Origin of the sequence: Acidovorax sp. HMWF029 (assembly GCF_003060895.1) — a bacterium.
Lineage (GTDB): Bacteria > Pseudomonadota > Gammaproteobacteria > Burkholderiales > Burkholderiaceae_C > Acidovorax.
In genome coordinates this window covers 1-17,892 of the sequence record NZ_QAIH01000090.1, presented here as the reverse complement: position 1 = coordinate 17,892, position 17,892 = coordinate 1, and the positions used below count along the sequence as shown (strand labels likewise).

Annotated in this window: 16 protein-coding genes; 7 read left to right on the top strand and 9 right to left on the bottom strand. The window is 67.4% G+C overall.

Annotated elements, in window-relative coordinates:
- Nucleotides 1–186: 186 nt before the first annotated feature.
- The 5 genes from dapB (at nucleotide 187) to lptE (ending at nucleotide 5,698) form a co-directional block, all read left to right on the top strand.
- On the top strand, nucleotides 187–1,026 hold the full coding sequence (gene dapB, locus DBR12_RS05635) for a 4-hydroxy-tetrahydrodipicolinate reductase (RefSeq protein WP_199226635.1): 840 nt from the start codon (nucleotides 187–189) through the stop codon (nucleotides 1,024–1,026).
- 132 nt (nucleotides 1,027–1,158) lie between these two features.
- Entirely contained in the window at nucleotides 1,159–1,950 is a 792-nt protein-coding gene (locus DBR12_RS05630; RefSeq protein ID WP_369861363.1) for a MotA/TolQ/ExbB proton channel family protein, read from the top strand.
- The gene (locus DBR12_RS05625; RefSeq protein ID WP_108616357.1) at nucleotides 1,947–2,399 is read left to right on the top strand and encodes a biopolymer transporter ExbD; all 453 of its coding nucleotides are present in this window, start codon (nucleotides 1,947–1,949) and stop codon (nucleotides 2,397–2,399) included. Before DBR12_RS05630 ends, DBR12_RS05625 begins: the two co-directional genes overlap by 4 nt.
- Before the next feature lie 97 nt (nucleotides 2,400–2,496).
- Nucleotides 2,497–5,190, top strand: a complete 2,694-nt coding sequence (gene leuS, locus DBR12_RS05620; RefSeq protein WP_108616356.1) for a leucine--tRNA ligase — start codon at nucleotides 2,497–2,499, stop codon at nucleotides 5,188–5,190.
- Between the two features lie 4 nt (nucleotides 5,191–5,194).
- A complete protein-coding gene (gene lptE, locus DBR12_RS05615) occupies nucleotides 5,195–5,698 on the top strand; it encodes an LPS assembly lipoprotein LptE (protein ID WP_108616355.1) in 504 nt (167 codons plus the stop codon).
- 49 nt (nucleotides 5,699–5,747) lie between these two features.
- On the opposite strand, the gene DBR12_RS05610 is transcribed toward lptE, so the two are convergent.
- The 8 genes from DBR12_RS05610 to DBR12_RS05575 all read right to left on the bottom strand — a co-directional run bounded on the left by DBR12_RS05610 (nucleotide 5,748) and on the right by DBR12_RS05575 (nucleotide 15,277).
- Entirely contained in the window at nucleotides 5,748–7,280 is a 1,533-nt protein-coding gene (locus DBR12_RS05610; protein ID WP_108616354.1) for an amidohydrolase family protein, read from the bottom strand.
- 1 nt (nucleotide 7,281) lies between these two features.
- On the bottom strand, nucleotides 7,282–8,244 hold the full coding sequence (locus DBR12_RS05605; RefSeq protein ID WP_108616353.1) for a MurR/RpiR family transcriptional regulator: 963 nt from the start codon (nucleotides 8,242–8,244) through the stop codon (nucleotides 7,282–7,284).
- A gap of 2 nt (nucleotides 8,245–8,246) precedes the next feature.
- A complete protein-coding gene (locus DBR12_RS05600; protein WP_108616352.1) occupies nucleotides 8,247–9,533 on the bottom strand; it encodes an amino acid deaminase in 1,287 nt (428 codons plus the stop codon).
- Nucleotides 9,530–10,552, bottom strand: a complete 1,023-nt coding sequence (locus DBR12_RS05595) for an ABC transporter ATP-binding protein (protein ID WP_199226634.1) — start codon at nucleotides 10,550–10,552, stop codon at nucleotides 9,530–9,532. Before DBR12_RS05595 ends, DBR12_RS05600 begins: the two co-directional genes overlap by 4 nt.
- Complete coding sequence (locus DBR12_RS05590) at nucleotides 10,549–11,616, bottom strand: ABC transporter ATP-binding protein (protein ID WP_108616351.1); 1,068 nt, start codon at nucleotides 11,614–11,616, stop codon at nucleotides 10,549–10,551. The genes DBR12_RS05595 and DBR12_RS05590 overlap by 4 nt, the downstream gene beginning before the upstream one ends.
- Nucleotides 11,613–12,476 carry an ABC transporter permease gene (locus DBR12_RS05585; protein ID WP_108616350.1) on the bottom strand — a complete coding sequence of 288 codons (864 nt, stop codon included), beginning with the start codon at nucleotides 12,474–12,476 and terminating at the stop codon, nucleotides 11,613–11,615. The genes DBR12_RS05590 and DBR12_RS05585 overlap by 4 nt, the downstream gene beginning before the upstream one ends.
- The gene (locus DBR12_RS05580; RefSeq protein ID WP_108616349.1) at nucleotides 12,473–13,420 is read right to left on the bottom strand and encodes an ABC transporter permease; all 948 of its coding nucleotides are present in this window, start codon (nucleotides 13,418–13,420) and stop codon (nucleotides 12,473–12,475) included. Before DBR12_RS05580 ends, DBR12_RS05585 begins: the two co-directional genes overlap by 4 nt.
- A gap of 246 nt (nucleotides 13,421–13,666) precedes the next feature.
- Nucleotides 13,667–15,277, bottom strand: a complete 1,611-nt coding sequence (locus DBR12_RS05575; protein ID WP_108616348.1) for an ABC transporter substrate-binding protein — start codon at nucleotides 15,275–15,277, stop codon at nucleotides 13,667–13,669.
- 117 nt (nucleotides 15,278–15,394) lie between these two features.
- Here DBR12_RS05575 and DBR12_RS05570 point away from each other — a divergent pair, with 117 nt between their 5' ends.
- Nucleotides 15,395–15,784, top strand: a complete 390-nt coding sequence (locus DBR12_RS05570) for a RidA family protein (RefSeq protein WP_108616347.1) — start codon at nucleotides 15,395–15,397, stop codon at nucleotides 15,782–15,784.
- Nucleotides 15,785–15,787: 3 nt separating this feature from the next.
- Nucleotides 15,788–16,747, top strand: a complete 960-nt coding sequence (locus tag DBR12_RS05565) for a sugar kinase (protein ID WP_108616346.1) — start codon at nucleotides 15,788–15,790, stop codon at nucleotides 16,745–16,747.
- A gap of 157 nt (nucleotides 16,748–16,904) precedes the next feature.
- On the opposite strand, the gene rocF is transcribed toward DBR12_RS05565, so the two are convergent.
- Nucleotides 16,905–17,858, bottom strand: a complete 954-nt coding sequence (gene rocF, locus DBR12_RS05560) for an arginase (RefSeq protein WP_108616359.1) — start codon at nucleotides 17,856–17,858, stop codon at nucleotides 16,905–16,907.
- Nucleotides 17,859–17,892 lie beyond the last annotated feature (34 nt).

Sequence of the window (17,892 nt, the reverse complement as noted above, 5' to 3'; positions counted from 1 at the left end):
GGAAGCCACGCCAGAGCAGCTCTCCAAATACCCTGCAGCCGCCCGCCCGGCCCCAGTGCCCTCCGCCGCGCCCGTGGCGCCTGCGCCCACCAGCTATCCGCCGCTTGACGCGCCTGCGCGCTGACGCCAGCGGCCCCCGCAGCGCAGGGGCGTCCCTGTGCTGCCACCCAACCCAACAGGATTTTCATGACAGGGACATCAACACCCGCCGCCACCGTGACCACCCCTTGCCGCGTGGCTGTTGCAGGGGCGTCGGGCCGCATGGGTCGCATGCTGATCGAAGCCATCCGTGCCAGTGACGACTGCGTGCTGGCCGGTGCGCTGGACATTGCAGCCAGCCCCGCTGTGGGATCGGATGCCACCGCTTTTCTGGGGCATGCGAGCGGCGTTGCCATCACGGCCGACATTGCTGCAGGTCTCAAGAACGCCGATGTGCTGATCGACTTCACCCGCCCCGAAGGCACGCTGGCCCACCTGGCCGTGTGTAGCGAACTGGGCGTGAAAGCTGTCATTGGCACCACAGGCTTCAGCGATGCGCAGAAGTCTGAGATCGCCGCCTTCGCCCAGCGTACGGCCATCGTCATGGCGCCCAATATGAGCGTGGGCGTGAACGTCACCCTCAAGCTGCTGCAGATGGCGGCCAAGGCCATGGCCACGGGCTACGACATCGAGATCATCGAAGCCCACCACCGCCACAAGGTGGATGCGCCTTCGGGCACCGCGCTCAAGATGGGGGAGGTGATTGCCGAAGCCCTGGGCCGCGATCTCAAAGACTGCGCCGTGTACGCCCGTGAAGGCGTGACGGGCGAGCGCGACCCTTCCAGCATCGGCTTTTCTGCTATCCGTGGGGGCGACATCGTGGGCGATCACACCGTGCTGTTTGCCGGCATTGGCGAGCGCATCGAGATCACGCACAAGTCCTCCAGCCGCGCCACCTATGCCCAGGGCAGCCTGCGGGCCGTGCGTTTCCTGGCCGCGCACAAGACGGGCATGTTCGACATGTTCGACGTGCTCGGTCTGCAATGAGAAACCCCCTGAGATGCTTCGCATCTTCCCCCTACAGGGGGATGCCACCCGTGGCCTGGCGAAGCCAGTTCCACGGTGGCACTGGCTTCGGGCGCGCCAGTTGCGGGCGATGCGCCAAATAACGAGGTATTGATGGACGCTCTCCACTGGTGGCGCCAGGGCGATGCCGTGACGCAGGGCGCTGCCCTGGTGTTGCTGGCCATGTCGGTGGCCAGTTGGGTGGTCATCGTCTGGAAGCTGCGGTTGATGCGCCAGGCCACGGCCGATGTGGCTCGCTGCACGGCGGCGTTCTGGCAGGCGCCGTCCATGGAGGTGGCAACCCAGCGTTTACAGTCTTTTGACCGCTCTGCGCTTGTCCTGCCTTTGGTGGATGCTGCAAATTCAATAGCAACTCAGTCTGCAGCCGATGGCCCGGCTACGCTGGCCACGGCGGGCAGCCTGTCCCAGCGACTCACCCGCTTGCTGCGTGACGCCTTGCATGGCGTGTTGGGGCGCCTGCAGTTTGGCCAGGTGCTGCTGGCCACAGTGGGCTCCACCGCGCCGTTCGTGGGGCTGCTGGGCACGGTGTGGGGCATCTACCATGCGCTGACGGCCATGGCGGGCGCGGGCCAGATCACCATCGACCGCGTCTCAGGCCCCGTGGGCGAGGCGCTGGTCATGACCGCTGCCGGGCTGGCTGTGGCCATCCCTGCTGTGCTGGCCTACAACGTGTTTGGGCGGCTGATCGGCCGCATTGAGGCCGATCTGGAAGGGTTTGCGCGCGATTTGCGCGAACTGGTCATCGACACGACGGCACTCCAGAGTTTGGCTGGCACCACAGAAGGTCTGAGCAATGTGAGCCGACCCGCCGCCGGGCCGCCCCAAGGCGGGGCAGCCCCCATGGGGGGCAGCGAACCACGCGCAGCGGGGAGCGTGGGGGCATGAGTTTCGGACGGCTCGAACGCACCACGGGGCCGCAGCCGATGAGCGACATCAACATGACGCCGCTGGTGGATGTGATGCTGGTGCTGGTGGTCATCTTCATCCTCACGGCGCCGTTGCTGGCCAGCTCCATCCGGCTCGACCTGCCCCGCACCGAGGGTGCCAAGCCCGGCACGACCTCGCAGTTCGTCACGCTGGTGGTGGATGCCTCGGGTCAGGCCTTTCTGGATGACCAGCCCCTGTCGCAGGCTGCCCTGGCCGAGCGCCTGCGCCGCATCGGCGCCGAGCAGCCCGACACCGAAATCCAACTGCGTGCCGATGCCGCAGTGCCCTATGGGCGTGTGGTTGAGGTCATGGGTGCGGCGCATCTGGCCGGGCTGCAGCGCATCGGTTTTGTGGCCGAACCTGCAGCCTCACCCGCCTCGCCTGCGACGCCGGCCCTACCGCGCTGACGCATGTCGGCAGATGGGCGGCAACTGCCAGGCCCTGACCGCCTAAAATCCCCGCAGCGCGGCCAGCGGCTGCACTCTTCTCTCATCCAGAGCCCCCATGCAAGACAAATACTCTCCCCAAGACGTCGAGCGCGCCGCGCACGACCACTGGACCGCCACCGACGCCTACCGCGTGACGGAAGACACCAGCAAGAAGAAGTTCTACGCCTGCTCGATGCTGCCGTACCCCAGCGGCAAGCTGCACATGGGCCATGTGCGCAACTACACCATCAACGACATGCTCACGCGCTACCTGCGCATGAACGGCCACAACGTCTTGATGCCCATGGGCTGGGACGCCTTCGGCCTGCCCGCCGAGAACGCTGCGCTCAAGAATGGCGTGCCCCCCGCCAAGTGGACGTACGAAAACATCGCGTACATGAAAAAGCAGATGCAGGCCATGGGCCTGGCCATCGACTGGAGCCGCGAGGTGGCCACCTGCGACCCCGAGTACTACAAGTGGAACCAGTGGCTCTTTTTGAAGATGCTTGAAAAGGGCATTGCCTATCGCAAGACGCAGGTGGTGAACTGGGACCCGGTGGACCAGACCGTGTTAGCCAACGAGCAGGTGATTGACGGCAAGGGCTGGCGCACCGGGGCTACGGTGGAAAAGCGCGAGATCCCCGGCTACTACCTCAAGATCACCGACTATGCCGAAGAGCTGCTGGGCTTTGTGACGGGCGACAAGCTGCCCGGCTGGCCCGAGCGCGTGAAGCTGATGCAGGAGAACTGGATTGGCAAGTCTGAGGGCGTGCGCTTTGCCTTCACGCACGACATTGCAGGCGAAGACGGCGCGCTGATCGGCGACGGCAAGATGTACGTGTTCACCACGCGCGCCGACACCATCATGGGCGTGACCTTCTGCGCCGTGGCCCCTGAGCACCCGCTGGCCGCACATGCCGCCAAAACCAACCCTGCGCTCCAAGCCTTCATCGAAGAATGCAAGAGCGGTGGCACCACCGAGGCCGAGCTGGCCACGCAAGAGAAGAAGGGCGTGCCCACGGGCCTGTTCGTCACCCACCCGCTCACCGACGAAAAGGTCGAGGTCTGGGTCGGCAACTATGTGCTGATGGGCTACGGCGACGGCGCCGTGATGGGCGTGCCTGCGCACGACGAGCGCGACTTCGCGTTTGCGCTCAAGTACGGCATCGAGATCAAGCAAGTGGTGCTGGTCGATGGCGAGCACTTTGACTACCACCATTGGAACGACTGGTACGGCGACAAACAGCGCGGCGTCACCATCAACTCCGACAGCTTCAGCGGCCTTTCCTACAAGGACGCCGTGAACGCCGTGGCCCACGCTCTGGAGCAAAAGGGCCTGGGCGAGAAGAAGACCACCTGGCGCCTGCGCGACTGGGGTGTCAGCCGCCAGCGCTACTGGGGCACGCCGATTCCCATCATCCACTGTGACGAACACGGTGCCGTGCCCGTGCCCGAAAAAGACCTGCCCGTGGTGCTGCCGCAAGACTGCATTCCCGACGGCTCGGGCAACCCGCTGCACAAGCACGAAGGCTTCCACGCGGGCGTGACCTGCCCCGTGTGCGGTAAGGCGGCCCGCCGCGAGACGGACACCATGGACACCTTCGTGGACAGCTCGTGGTACTTCATGCGGTATTGCGATCCGAAGAACGCTGAAGCGATGGTCGCGGGCGGTGCCGACTATTGGATGCCGATGGACCAGTACATCGGCGGCATCGAGCACGCCATCCTGCACTTGCTGTACGCGCGCTTCTGGACCAAGGTCATGCGCGACCTGGGCTTGGTCAAGGTGGACGAGCCCTTCACCAAGCTGCTCACGCAAGGCATGGTGCTCAACCACATCTACAGCCGCCGCACCGCCAAGGGCGGCAAGGACTACTTCTGGCCGCACGACGTGGAGCATGTGCTGGGCGATGACGGCAAGATCATTGGCGCCAAGCTCAAGAACGAAGCCACCAGCGGCGATGGCATGCTGCCGGTGGGCACGCCCATCGACTACGAGGGCGTGGGCACCATGTCCAAGTCCAAGAACAATGGCGTGGACCCGCAGGACCTGATCGAAAAGTACGGCGCCGACACCGCCCGCCTGTACACCATGTTCACCGCCCCGCCCGAAGCCACGCTGGAGTGGAACGATGCGGCCGTCGAAGGCAGCTACCGCTTCCTGCGCCGCGTGTGGAACTTCGGCGTCAAGCTCGCGGCCATTGACCGCGATGCCGCCATGGCCAGCGTGGCCGGTGCCAGCAGCCTGCAGGACGTGCAGTTTGGCAAAGAGGCCAAGGCCCTGCGCCTGGAGATCCACAACGTGCTCAAGCAGGTGGACTACGACTACCAGCGCATGCAGTACAACACCGTGGTGTCGGGTGCGATGAAGATGATCAACGCGCTCGAAGACTTCAAGGCCACCGATTCGGCCGGTGCCCAGGTGGCGCTGATCGAAGGCTTTGGCATCTTGCTGCGCTGCCTGTACCCCGCCACGCCCCACATCGCCCACAGCCTGTGGGAAGGACTGGGCTATGCGGGCGCCCTGGGCGACCTGCTGGACGCCGCCTGGCCCCAGGTGGACCCCAGCGCGCTGGTGCAGGACGAGATCGAGCTCATGCTTCAGGTCAACGGCAAACTGCGCGGCTCCATCCATGTGCCTGCGCAGGCCGACAAGGCCGAGATCGAGCGCATCGCCCTGGCCAGCGAGGCATTTGTGGCCCAGGCTGCCGGTGCCGCTCCCAAGCGCGTGATCGTGGTGCCCGGTCGTCTGGTGAACGTGGTGGTCTGACCCCATGAACAAACGCACCCTGCTCAGCCTGGCCCCGGTGGCCCTGTTGTCGGCCTGCGGATTCCGGCTGCGCGGCGTGCCGGAGTTCGGGTTTGGCTCGCTCTACATCGCAGCCCCTGCCAGCTCGCCGCTGGCGCGGGAGCTGCAGCGCACGCTGGAGGGTTCGGGCGGCAAGCTGCAGCTGCTGCGCGACCCTGCGGCCATGCCCACGGCGGACGCCATTCTGGATTTGCTGCAGGAGCAGCAGGAGCGTGCGGTGGTGGGGCTCAATGCCTCGGGCCAGGTGCGCGAGCTGCAGCTGCGCCTGCGCATCAAGTTCCGCCTGCGCACCCCGGCGGGCGCGGAGCTGATCCCCGAGACCGAGTTGCTGCAGCAGCGCGACATCAGCTACAGCGAAACCATCGCCTTGGCCAAGGAGGCCGAAGAGGCGCTGCTCTACCGCAACATGCGGACCGACCTGGTGCAGCAGCTCATGCGGCGTCTGTCACTTACCCGCTCTGCCAAATAATTGGAGTCAAAAACGCCGTCTCCGCGCGATAGTCAAGTCTTTTTTGCTATTATTTTTGAAGCAAATCAGGCGGCACGGCTGCTGCGGCACTCGCTACTTCCGCGCCCCCCGGCGGTGAACTCTGGCGCCGTACAAAGCGGCCAGCCCGGGCCCCGGTGGCGCGCAGCGTGGCGGTGTAGCTCAGTACACCGTTCACCCACACCTGCTCAATGCCGTCGCTGAACTGTTGGGGGTGCTCAAACGTGGCCAGGTCGCGCACGCGCTCTGGGTCAAACACCACCACATCGGCCATGTGGCCTGCCTGCAGCAGGCCGCGCCCGCCGAGGCGAAAACGCTGGGCTGACAGGCCCGTCATCTTGTGCACAGCTTCTTCGAGCTGCAGCAGGCCCTTGTCGCGCCAGTAGCAGGCCAGCACGCGCGGAAACGCGCCCCACAGGCGCGGGTGCGGCCGCTCGTCGTGCGGCAGCCCGTCCGATCCGATCATGGACAGGGGGTGGGTGATCACGCGCTCCACATCGTCCTCGCGCATCTGGAAGTAGCAGGCCCCGCCGGGCTTCAGGCGCACGGCGGCCTCCTGCTGCACCACGCCCCATTCGCGCGCGATGTCGGCCAGGTAGCGCCCGGCCATTTCGGGGTGGGGCTGGCTGCCGGTGATGAGGATGTCGATAATGCCGTCCACCAGGTCCTCGCGCAGCACGGTGGAGCCTGCGGTGTACGGGTATACGTCCATCGCAATCTCTTGCTGCTGGGCCAGTTGGTCGATGAGCGGCAAGGTCTCGCGCGTGCGGCCCCAGTTGGCGGGCCCGGCGCATTTGTGGTGTGAGATCACCAGCGGCAGGCCCGACTGGCGCGCGGTGAGCGCGGCCTCTTGCAGCGCAGGCAGGATGCCCGCCAGCTCGTCGCGGATGTGTGTGGCATACACGCCGCCGTGGCGTGCCGCCACACAGGCCACGGCCACCAACTCCTCGACATCGGCCGCATAGGCCTCGCTGTAGAAGATGCCCGACGACAGGCCCAGGGCTCCGGCAGCCATGGCTTCCTCCATGTCGGCGGCCATGGCGGCGCGCTCGTCGGCGGTGGCGGTCTGGCGCAGGTCGGCCAGGTGGCGCATGCGCAGGGCTGTGTGGCCCATCAGCGCGGCCACGTTCACTGCGGGCTGGGCGGTGTCCACAGCATGGGCGTAGTCGGCCATGCTGGCATGGCGAAACTGCAGCCGCCCCAGCAGCGAAAGCGGGGCCTGCGGGTTGTCGGTGACCACCGGTGCCAGCGAAATCCCGCAGTTGCCCACGATGACGGTGGTGATCCCCTGCGAGAGCTTGGGCAGCATGGTGGGCGCGTCCAGTACGGCGGCGTCGTCGTGCGTGTGCACGTCGATGAAGCCGGGGGCGATCACACGGCCAGTGCAGTCCACTTCGGTGAAGTTTTCGCAGGCCCGGGCACGGGCCAGGGCGTCGGGGTCGATCTGGCCGTGCGGGGCGAGGGCGGTAATGTGATCGCCTTCGATCAGCAGGTCGCCCACCCAGCCAGGGCGGGGGGTGCCGTCCACGATGCGGCCATTGCTCAGCAGCGTTGCATGCGCCATGTCATTCCTCAGCGGCCCGGCCGCGCGATGGGTCTGTGGGGTGGCTGGCGGTGCTGGCATGGCTCTGGCCCGCGTGGCTGTCGAAGGCACCGACGTATTCGGCGCTGTCAAAACCGTGTTTGTGCAGCAGCTGCTTGAACTGCTGCAGTCCGCGTGTGGCCACGGGGCCCAGCTTTTGCGCCAGGCGCACGGTCAGGATTTCAATCACCACCAGATGGGCCAGATAGGCCTCGGTGCCCACGCGCATCACGGCATCCTGGGGCACTGACACGGCCAGCACCAGGTCGGCCACCTCCGCCAGCGGCGTGCCGGGCTGGGTCAGCGCCACCACGGTGGCGCCTTGCGAGCGTGCAAACCGCGCGGCCTCCAGCGCATAGGGCATACGCCCCACATGCGAGATGACAAAGGCCACGCCATCGGGCCCCAGCGTGCTGGCCGACACGAGCTGCTGGTGGGCATCAAAAATCGCGTTGGCCGTACAGCCCAGGCGGAACAGGCGGCTTTGCAGCTCGCTGGCCATGAAGGTGGAGGCTGCACCCACCGAGTAGCAGTCGATGCGCCGCGCCTGCGCCAGCCGCTCTGCCACCTGGTCGAGCACCTCGGCATCGAGGTTGCGGCCCAGCTCGGTCAGCGACGAAACGGCGGCGTGCACGATCTTGCTGGCCACGTCCTGCGCCGTGTCATCGGCCAGCACGCTACGGTGCAGGTGCGAGCCCGAAACGGCCAAATCTTGCGCCAGGGCGACCATGAATTCGCGCACCGAGTCGTGGCCAAAACTGCGGCAGGTACGCACGATGGTGGGCATGGAGACACCCGCCTGCTGTGCCAGTTGTTCCACAGTGGCCACCACGGCGGCGCGCGGGTCCTCGAGCACTACGCGCACCACGCTGCGCTGCGCCTCGGGCAGATCGGGCTGGCGCTCGCGCAGTTGTTGCAACAGGCTGGTTGGAGTGGCTTTGGACATGGTCAAAAACGGGTGCTGATGGCGCGGGTGATGGTGCCTGCGTCGTCCACGACCGGCAGCCACCGCCATTTGTCGAACGTGGTGCAGGGGTGCGATATGCCCAGGGCCACCAGGTCGCCCACGGCCGGGGCGGGGCCTGCCACAGGGTCGTAGCGCAGGTAGGCGTGGTGGTCGTTGAGCGCGCTCACCGCCCACCCGGTGGGGGCGCTGATTGCGCGGCGCTCGTGGCGCGGCGCCCAGCGCACGGGCACGGGCATCTCCAGATCGTACGAGACATCGCGCCGCCCGCCGGTGAGCAGGGCCAGCCCAGGCTCGGGCACCGATTGCACCATGGTCCAGACTTCGAGCGCCGGGCGCAGCGAGGCGTCCAGCCCCTCGCGCTGCTCCACATGCTTCAGAAAGCGCTGGTAGTTGCCATGGTCATGCGTGATGTAGCAGCCCGAGCGCAGCACGCCCAGCACGGGCTTGGACAACCCCTGCGTGCGCAGCAACGGGATGACGAGGTCGAACACCGCCGAGCCGCCCGCCGTCAGCAAAATCTCTGGGTCGGCAAACAGGCCCTGTACATCGCAGGCGCGGGCCACTTCGGTCACGCGGCGCACCAGCGCCGTGACCTCGCGCGCGTCGTGTTCGCTGTCGCAGCGGGCCACGCCGCCTTCATAGCATTCCACGCCGCCCAGCTGCACGGCGGGCGATTGGGCCATGGCCTGGGCCAGTGCCAGGGCTTCTTCCAGCGTGCGGCAGCCGGTGCGCTGGCCGGGTACGCCCATCTCCAGCAGGGTGTCCAGGCGCCGTTCACCCCGCGCGGTGTGGCCACGCCGCTCGGCCCAGTCTTCAATGCAGCGCAGCTGCGCCAGGCTGTCGACGAGGAACCACACGCGCAGGTCAGCGTGGCGCTGCAGCAGCGCGTGCAGGCCGTCCAGGTCGGCATCGCACAGCACCTGGTTGGCAATGATGGCGCGGCGTGCACCGGCCTCCACCCCCACGCTGAGCTGGTACACGGTCGCAAAGGTCAGGCCCCAGGCACCCGCCTGCAGCTGCTCGGCAAACAGCTCGGGCGACAGCGTGGTCTTGCCGTGCGGTGCCAGGGCCACGCCCTTGCGCTCGGCGTAGGCCTGCATCCAGGCCAGGTTGTGGCTGAGCGCGCTTTCGCGGATGACGGCGATGGGCAAGGGCAGATCGCCCGCCAGCACGTTCCAGCCGCGCAGGCCCAGGTCGGCGGGGCGGCAGGGGGCGGCGTGCAGGGGGTAGCTCTTGCAGCGGTGGTCGATCAGGAAATCTTCGGTCATGGTGCGAGGGGTGTCGATGCGGTTTTCCAGCAGGCGTGCAGATGGCCGGGGGCCACTTCGCGCAGCTGCATGTCGGCGCTGGCGCAGCGCGCCTCGGCCTGCGGGCAGCGGGTGCGGAACACGCAGCCCGAGGGCGGATTGGCCGGGCTGGGCAGGTCGCCCTGCAGCAGCGCAATGCTGCGGCGCTGGGCGGGGTCGGGGATGGGTGCTGCGGCAAGCAGGGCCTGGGTGTAGGGGTGCTGGGGCTGGGCGTACAGCGCTTCGGTCGGTGCGATCTCCATCACCCGGCCCAGGTACAGCACCACCACGCGGTCGCACAGGTACTCCACCACATCCAGGTCGTGTGAGATGAACAGCAGCGTGAGGCCCAGCTGCTCTTTCAACTCGCCCAGCAGGTTCACCACCTGCGCCTGGATGGACACGTCCAGCGCCGACAGTGGCTCGTCCGCCACGATGAACTGGGGCTCCACCGCCAGCGCGCGGGCAATGCCGATGCGCTGGCGCTGCCCGCCCGAGAACTCGTGCGGAAACCGCTCGGCATGCTCGGGCCTGAGGCCCACCTGCTCCAGCAGCTGGTGGATGCGCGGCAGGCGCGCTGCACCCTTGGCCAGGCCGTGCGTATCGAGCGCCTCGGCCAGCACATCGCGGATGCGCATGCGTGGGTTCAGGCTGGCGTACGGGTCCTGAAAAATGATCTGGATCTGCGAGCGCAGCGGCCGGTATTGCGACTGCGAGAGCTGCGCCAAGTCCTGGGGGGCGGGACCGCCGTGGTAGTGCATATGTCCACTGGTCGGGTCCACCAGGCGCGTGAGCAGGCGGCCAATGGTGCTCTTGCCCGAGCCCGACTCGCCCACCAGGCCCAGGGTCTCGCCCCGGCGGATGGTGAAGCTCACGTCGTCCACCGCGCGCACGGGGTGCGGGCCGCTGCCGAAATGCTTGCGCAGGCGGGCAATTTCCAAAAGCGGTGCGGTGGTGTGGGTCGGTGCCATGGTGGGGGGCGTGTTCAGGACGGCGTTCATGCGCTCACCTCGGCGGGTTCGGTGTGCACCTCGCGGTGCAGGCAGCGCACCATGCGGCGTGGGCCAGCGGCTTCCAGCGCAGGCATGGCGTGGGTGCAGTCGGGTTGCTGGCGCGTGCAACGCGGCGCAAAGGCACAGCCGGGCGGGGGCGCGAGGGGGCTCGACACCTGGCCCGCAATCGCCACCAGCTTGCGCCGCCCGGCAGCTATTGCATGGTCAGTTGCCTGCGCTTGCCGTCGCGCCACACCGGGCAGGCAGGCCAGCAGGCCGCGTGTGTAGGGGTGCTCGGGCCGTGCAAACAGGTCGTGCACACGGGCCGACTCGACAATGCGCCCGGCGTACATCACGGCCACGGCGTCGGCGTATTGCGCCACCACGCCCAGGTTGTGCGTGACGAACAGCATGCTCATGCCGGTCTCTTTCTGCAGTCGCCCCATCAGCGCCAGGATCTGCGCCTGGATGGTCACGTCCAGCGCCGTGGTGGGCTCGTCGGCGATCAGCAGCGTGGGGTTGCAGGCCATGGCCAGCGCAATCATCACGCGCTGGCGCATGCCGCCCGAGAGCTGGTGCGGGTACTCGTGCACACGCTGCGCGGCGGCCGGGATCTCCACCAGCTCCAGCATGCGGCGGGCATGGGCCAGCGCGGCGCTGCGGTCCATCTTCAGGTGCAGGCGGGCCGACTCGGCAATCTGCTCGCCCACCGTGAGCACCGGGTTCAGGCTGGTCATGGGCTCCTGGAAGATCATCGCCAGCTCGTTGCCGCGCAATCTGCGCTTGTCGGGCTCGGGCAGGGCTAGCAGATCGACCTTGCGGCCGTCGCGCTGCACAAACCAGGCCTGGCCCGTGACTTGCGCCTGCGAGGTGCGTGCGTGCAGGCCCATGAGGGTGAGGCTGGTGACGGACTTGCCCGAGCCCGATTCACCCACCAGCGCCAGCGTCTCGCCGGGGTGGATGGCAAAGGACACATCGGCCACGCTCTGGATGCGGCCCGCATCCGTGGCAAACGAGGTGGACAGGCCGCTGACTTCGAGCCTGGGCGCGGCGCTCATCGTGGGGGTTGTCATACGGTCTTTTTCAGTTTGGGGTCGAGCAGGTCGCGCACGCCGTCGCCCAGCATCTGCAGCGACAGGGCCGTGAGCACAATAGCCACGCCGGGGGCAAAAATGGTCCAGAAGGCCTTGTCGGCATAGTCCAGGCTGCCCGCAATCATGGTGCCCCAGGTGGGAATGTCGGGCGGCACGCCCACGCCCAGAAAGGACAGGCCCGCCTCGGCCAGGATGGCGTAGGCAAAGATGAACGTCACCTGCACCAGGATGGGCGACATCAGGTTGGGCAGGATGTGGCGCCACAGGATGAGGTGCGTACGCACGCCCAGGGCGCGGGCCGCGTCCACAAACAGCAGCTCGCGCAGCACCAGCGTGGTGGCGCGCACCACACGCGCCACGCGCGGGGTGTAGACGATGACCAGCGCCAGCATCACGTTCCACAGCGATACGCCCAGGATGGACACCAGCGCAATGCCCAGCAGGATGTCGGGGAAGGACATCATCGCGTCCACCACGCGCATCAGCGGCGCGTCGAGCTTGCGAAAGAACCCCGCAAACATGCCCAGCAGTGTGCCCAGCAGCACGGCGCCAGCGGCGGTGACCATGCCGATCAGCAGCGAGTAGCGTGCGCCGTGCACGATGCGCAGCAGCACATCGCGGCCCAGCTCGTCCGTGCCTGCCCAGTGCGTGGCCGAGGGCGCGCGCAGGCGCTCGCTGATGGACAGTGCATTGGGGTCCGCATCGGACACCCACGGGAAGACGACAGCGATGCTGGCCACCAGGGCAATCACGATGGCTGCGGCCAGCACCACCTTGCGGGCGAACAGGCGGCGCAGCACGGCCCGCAGGCGGTGCCAGAAGGAAGGGCTCGGGTTCATGGGGCTTCCAGGCGGATACGGGGGTCCACCAGCGTGTACAGAAAGTCGATGGCCAGGTTGATGAAGACGTAGATCGCGGCAATCACCAAGAGCGTGCCCTGGATCACGGGGTAGTCGCGCCGCAGAACGGCCCGCACCACCAGGTTGCCCACGCCGGGCAGGTTGAAGACGGTCTCGGTCACCACGGTGCCGCCAATCATCAGCGCCATGGTCAACCCCAGCACGGTGACGATGGGCACCAGCGCATTGCGCAGCACGTGCTTGACCATGATGGTGCCCTCGGGCAGGCCCTTGGCGCGGGCCGTGCGCACATAGTCCTCGCCCAGGATGTCCAGCATGGAGGCGCGCGTGAAGCGGATGATGAGCGCCGAATTGAGCAGCCCCAGCACCAGCGCGGGCAGCATGAGGTGTGACAGCCGCTCGCCCAGCGTGGCCGTGGGGTCGCCGTAGCCCGAGGCCGGAAACCACCCCAGCTTGACGGCGAACAGCTGGATCAGGATCAGCCCCAGCCAGAAGCTGGGCACGCTCGCACCCAGCATGGCCACGCCGCTCACGGCCTGGTCGGTGGCGCTGCCGCGCCAGACGGCGGCGGCCATGCCGCAGGGCACGCCCACCAGCGCGGCAATGCCCACGGCAAACAGCGCAAGGAACAGCGTGGGCTCGGCCCGCTCCAGCAGCGCCTGGGCCACGGGGCGCTGCAGAAACAGCGAGTGCCCCAGATTGCCCTGCAGCAGCTCGCCCACCCACAGCGCAAACTGCACAGGCAACGGCTTGTCCAGCCCGTACTGCGCGCGGGCCTGGGCAATGTCGGCAGCGGTGGCCTGGTCGCCCAGCAGCAGCGCCACCGGATCACCCGAGGCCAGCCGCGTGAGGCAGAACACCAGCACTGCCACCAGGGCCAGCACCACCACGGCGCCGCCCAGGCGCTTTAGTAAAAATCGCATGCTTGTCTCTTTGAAAAATCCCTCGGGCTCACTGATTCGGCATCCACCCACTTGAACCGTTCACGCTGAGCGTGTCGAAGCGCTGCGCAAGGCCTCGACACGCTCAGCCCGAAAGGTTGGTTGAAGTTCACAGATGTCGGCTCAATAGCGCTGCCCGGCCCCGGGCCAGTGCCACCGTGGAACCGGCTTTGCCGGGCCACGGGTGGCGCCCACTGGAGGGGAGGCGTCGCAGGCGCATCGGGGGAGTCAGTTCTTCAAACCTGTGTTCCAGAAGAAAGGCCAGATGGCGGGCGTGTATCCCGCGAGCTTGGCCGAGCGGGCCGACAGGCCGTTGAACTTGCCCACTTCGATGAAGGGCACTTCGTCGTACACCACCTGCTGCACCTTGCCCCACAGCGCGCCGCGCTTGGCGGGGTTGGTCTCTTGGTTGAAAGCCGCAAGCGCGGCCTTCTTGTCGGCAGAGTCCCACCAGCCGGGCGCGCCGTCACCCAGCTGCGGGGGCGAGAGCATGGGCTCGGGGAACAGGCCCGAGTGCGTGAAGTACACGTCCCACAGCTTGGGGTCGTTGCGGCGCTGCACCAGCGTGGCCCAGTCCACCACCTGCAGCTCGGTCTTGAAGCCGGCCTTCTTGAGCTGCTCGGACATCACCAGCGCCATGTTGTAGTGGAACTCGTACTGGCGGCTGGCCATGATGCGCACGGGTTGTCCGTTGTAGCTGGCCTTGGCGGCCTGCTCTTTGGCGGCTTGCGGGTTGCGCTCGTTATAGAGCTTGCTGCCTGCGTCCGAGTAGTAGGGCGTGCCCTTGGGGAAGAAGTTGGGTTCCACCACAAAGAAGCGGTTGTCGCCAAAGCCTGCGGCCAGCAGCTCGCCCGTGCCCACGGCGGTTTGCACCGCGCGGCGCAGCGGCTGCGAGGCCAGCACGCCTTCCTTGGTGTTGAACACGATGTACGGAAAGCCAAAGTTCTTGGTCACGATGGGCACCACGGCTGGGGCACCTTTTTCGATGCGGCCAATGGCCTCCACGGGTAGCAAGTCGGCGTACTGGAACTGGCCCGAGAGCGCACCTTCAACGCGCGTGTTGGCGCTGGGCACGGGCACAAAGCGCAGCTCGTCGAGCAGCGCCTCGCGCTTGCCTGCATAGCCGCTGGGGGCTTCCTTGCGGCTCGCGTAGCCGTCAAAACGCACCAGCACGGTGAACTGGTCGGGGCGGCGTTCCTTGAACTGGTAGGGCCCGGTGCCGATGAAGTCCTTGAGCTGGGGCGCGATGCTCTCCTTGGCCATGATGGCCGCCATGCCGCTGGGCAGGGCCAGCTGGGCCAGCAGCGGTGCGTAAGGGGTTTTCAGCTTCAGCTCCACGGCGAGTGCGCCCTTGGTAGTGAGCGAGGCCACTTCCTTGCCCACGGCCTTGCCACGGGGGTTGAGCTCCATCCAGCGCTGCAGCGATGCCACCACATCGTCGGCCGTCATCTCGCGGCCGTTGTGGAACTTCACGCCCTTGCGCAGGGGGATGGTGTAGGTCAGCCCGTCCTTGGAGACGGTGGGCAGGCTCTCGGCCAGCATGGGGGCGATGGCCCAGTTGGCGTCGAAGGTGTACAGCGGCTCGTACACGTGCTGCATGATGGTGCCCACCAGGTCGGCGGTACTCACCATGGGGTCCAGGCCCTGGGGCTCGCCCACCATGGCGAGGTTGGCGGCGCCGCCCTTGGATGGGGTGGCGGCGGCTGTTTGGGCCCAGCTGGCGCTGCAGGCCAGGGTGAGGGCGGCGGTCAGCGCCGCAGCACCCAGCAGGTTGCGGCGGCCCCGCAGTTCAGGCGTTGGCAGCGGATGCTGCACCAGAGTGGTTCCAGACGTTTGCATTGCACACCTCGAAGTAATAGGATTACACAAATAAGCACATTCGATGCCAGAATTGCGAGTGAAGCAGGCTTTCCTGGAATGAATTGTGTAATATCTTTACTCAAAGGAGCGTTTTCCATGCCAGTAGAAACCCTCGGCCAAGCGCCGCTCGCGTCCGATCGCCTCGCACGCCCCCTCTCGCCCGCCACCCGCGCAGGCGATTTCGTTTTTGTCTCGGGCCAGGTGCCTACCGACGACCAGGGCCAGGTCATCGTGGGCGGTATCGAGGCGCAGACGCGCCAGGTGTTCCAGCGCGTCAAGGACGCCCTGGCCCTGGCCGACTGCACGCTGGCCGATGTGGCCAAGGTCAGCGTCTGGCTGGCCGATGCGCGGGACTTTGGCAGCTTCAACCGCGTGTACATGGAGTGTTTTGGCGAGCACCGCCCCGCACGCTCCACGGTCGAGTCGCGCCTGATGATCGACGCCAAGGTCGAGATCGACGTCACGGCCTACAAGCCGCGCGGCTGAGCCATGACTGCGGCCAAACAACCCGTGTGGGACGTGGTGGCGCTGGGCGAGGCGCTGGTGGAGTTCAACCAGACCCGCCCTGGCGAGCCGCAGTACCTGCAGGGCTTTGGGGGCGACACCAGCAACGCCGTGATTGCCGCAGCCCGCGCGGGTGCACGCACGGCCTACCTCACGCGCCTGGGCAGCGATGCCTTTGGCCAGGCCCTGCTGGAGCTGTGGGCGCGCGAGGGCGTGGACACCAAGGCGGTGGAGCGCGATGTGCAGCACCCCACCGGCATTTACTTTGTGACGCACGGCGCGGCGGGCCACGAGTTCAGCTACCTGCGTGCGGGCTCGGCCGCGAGCCGCATGGCGCCCGCGTGGTTGTTGGATGCATCTGCGAATGGGCCGGCCGCCGTGCTGCAGCAGTGCCGCATCCTGCATGTGTCGGGCATCTCGCTGGCGGTGTCCGCCTCGGCGTGCGACGCGGCCTATGAGGCCATGCGCGTGGCCCGGGCCGCCGGTGCACGCGTGGCGTTCGACCCCAACCTGCGTCTCAAGCTCTGGCCGCTGGCAAGGGCGCGGGCTTGCATCGCGCATGCGGTGTCGCTGTGCGACATCTTCCTGCCGGGGCTCGATGACATGGCCGCGCTGCTGGGCCTGCACGATGCCGATGCGATTGCCGATTGGGGCCACGCGCAGGGCGCCGCCACGGTGGTCGTCAAGCTCGGGGCCGATGGGGTGCTGCTGAGCAGCGCCGACCCCGCCGTGCCGCGCCAGCGCGTGCCGGGCCGCAGTGTTGCGCTAGTGGATGCCACCGGGGCGGGCGACTGCTTTGACGGCAACCTGCTCGCGCGCTTGGCGCTGGGCGACGACTTGGCCGCTGCGGTGGCCTATGCCAACACGGCGGCATCGCTGGCCGTGCAGGGTTTTGGCGCCGTGGCACCGCTGCCGACGGCGCAGCAGGTGCAGGCGCTGCTGTAGCGCTGGGCCGCTGCGCCCACCCGTTCAGGCGGTGGCCGAGCCTTGAACGGGTAGGGGGGCGGGTTTTTGAAGCAAAAATGGCCCCCACCGCGCGACCATCATGCCTTTTTTGCTATTAAATAAATAGCAAATAGGCCTGCGCTCGCTGCGCCGCGCGTTACACAGGCCGCGTGCGCATCAGCGTGCTCTTGCCAAACAGCGACTCCACCAGGTCCACCGCCAGCACCGCCGTCTTGTTGCGTACATCGAGCGCCGGGTTCAGCTCCACGATGTCGAGCGAGGCCAGGCGGCCGCTGTCGGCAATCATCTCCATGCACAACTGCGCCTCGCGGTAGGTGGGGCCGCCGGGCACGGTGGTGCCCACGCCGGGCGCAATGTCCGGGTCCAGAAAGTCCACATCAAAGCTCACATGCAGGTGGGTGTGGGCGTCCATGCCTGCCAGCGCCCGCTCCATGACCTGGCGCATGCCCACCTCGTCGATGGCGCGCATGTCAAACACCTCCAGGCCTTGTTCGTGCACAAAGCGCTTTTCGCCCGCGTCCACGCTGCGGATGCCAATCTGCCGGATCTGCGAAGGGTGCAGCGCCGGGCCGCCACCGGGCATGCCTGCCAGCCGCGTCAGTTCTGCCGGACCAAAGCCGCACAGGCACGCCACCGGCATGCCATGCACATTGCCGCTGGGGGTCAGCACGCTGGTGTTGAAGTCGGCATGTGCATCCAGCCACAGCACGCGCAGCTTCTTGCCGCTTTCAGCGCAGTGGCGGGCCACGGCGCTGATGCTGCCCAGGCCCAGGCTGTGGTCGCCACCCAGCAGGATGGGCAGGTGGCCCAGCTGCAGCTCGGCATACACGGCGTCGTACACCAGCCGGTTCCACTGCGCCACTTCGGGCAGGTGGCGGTATCCGTCCACCGGGGGCAGCCAGGGGTTGGAGGGGCCGCTCAGGTTGCCCCGGTCAAACACCTGCAGCCCGTGCAGCTCCAGCGCCGCCTGCAGCCCCGCCACGCGCAGGGCCTCGGGCCCCATCGACGCGCCGCGCGCGCCCGCGCCGATGTCGGTGGGCGCGCCAATCAGGCTGGTGGGCTGGGCGCTGCGCAGGGTGTTGGGGGACATGGTCAAGGCTTTCTGGGCGGGGGTGGACAAGGGC

Coding starts and splice junctions, on each gene's coding strand:
- dapB (WP_199226635.1), top strand. CDS start 187: ATGACAGGGACATCAACACCCGCCGCCACCGTGACCACCCCTTGCCGC.
- DBR12_RS05630 (WP_369861363.1), top strand. CDS start 1,159: ATGGACGCTCTCCACTGGTGGCGCCAGGGCGATGCCGTGACGCAGGGC.
- DBR12_RS05625 (WP_108616357.1), top strand. CDS start 1,947: ATGAGTTTCGGACGGCTCGAACGCACCACGGGGCCGCAGCCGATGAGC.
- leuS (WP_108616356.1), top strand. CDS start 2,497: ATGCAAGACAAATACTCTCCCCAAGACGTCGAGCGCGCCGCGCACGAC.
- lptE (WP_108616355.1), top strand. CDS start 5,195: ATGAACAAACGCACCCTGCTCAGCCTGGCCCCGGTGGCCCTGTTGTCG.
- DBR12_RS05610 (WP_108616354.1), bottom strand. CDS start 7,280: ATGGCGCATGCAACGCTGCTGAGCAATGGCCGCATCGTGGACGGCACC.
- DBR12_RS05605 (WP_108616353.1), bottom strand. CDS start 8,244: ATGTCCAAAGCCACTCCAACCAGCCTGTTGCAACAACTGCGCGAGCGC.
- DBR12_RS05600 (WP_108616352.1), bottom strand. CDS start 9,533: ATGACCGAAGATTTCCTGATCGACCACCGCTGCAAGAGCTACCCCCTG.
- DBR12_RS05595 (WP_199226634.1), bottom strand. CDS start 10,552: ATGAACGCCGTCCTGAACACGCCCCCCACCATGGCACCGACCCACACC.
- DBR12_RS05590 (WP_108616351.1), bottom strand. CDS start 11,616: ATGACAACCCCCACGATGAGCGCCGCGCCCAGGCTCGAAGTCAGCGGC.
- DBR12_RS05585 (WP_108616350.1), bottom strand. CDS start 12,476: ATGAACCCGAGCCCTTCCTTCTGGCACCGCCTGCGGGCCGTGCTGCGC.
- DBR12_RS05580 (WP_108616349.1), bottom strand. CDS start 13,420: ATGCGATTTTTACTAAAGCGCCTGGGCGGCGCCGTGGTGGTGCTGGCC.
- DBR12_RS05575 (WP_108616348.1), bottom strand. CDS start 15,277: ATGCAAACGTCTGGAACCACTCTGGTGCAGCATCCGCTGCCAACGCCT.
- DBR12_RS05570 (WP_108616347.1), top strand. CDS start 15,395: ATGCCAGTAGAAACCCTCGGCCAAGCGCCGCTCGCGTCCGATCGCCTC.
- DBR12_RS05565 (WP_108616346.1), top strand. CDS start 15,788: ATGACTGCGGCCAAACAACCCGTGTGGGACGTGGTGGCGCTGGGCGAG.
- rocF (WP_108616359.1), bottom strand. CDS start 17,858: ATGTCCCCCAACACCCTGCGCAGCGCCCAGCCCACCAGCCTGATTGGC.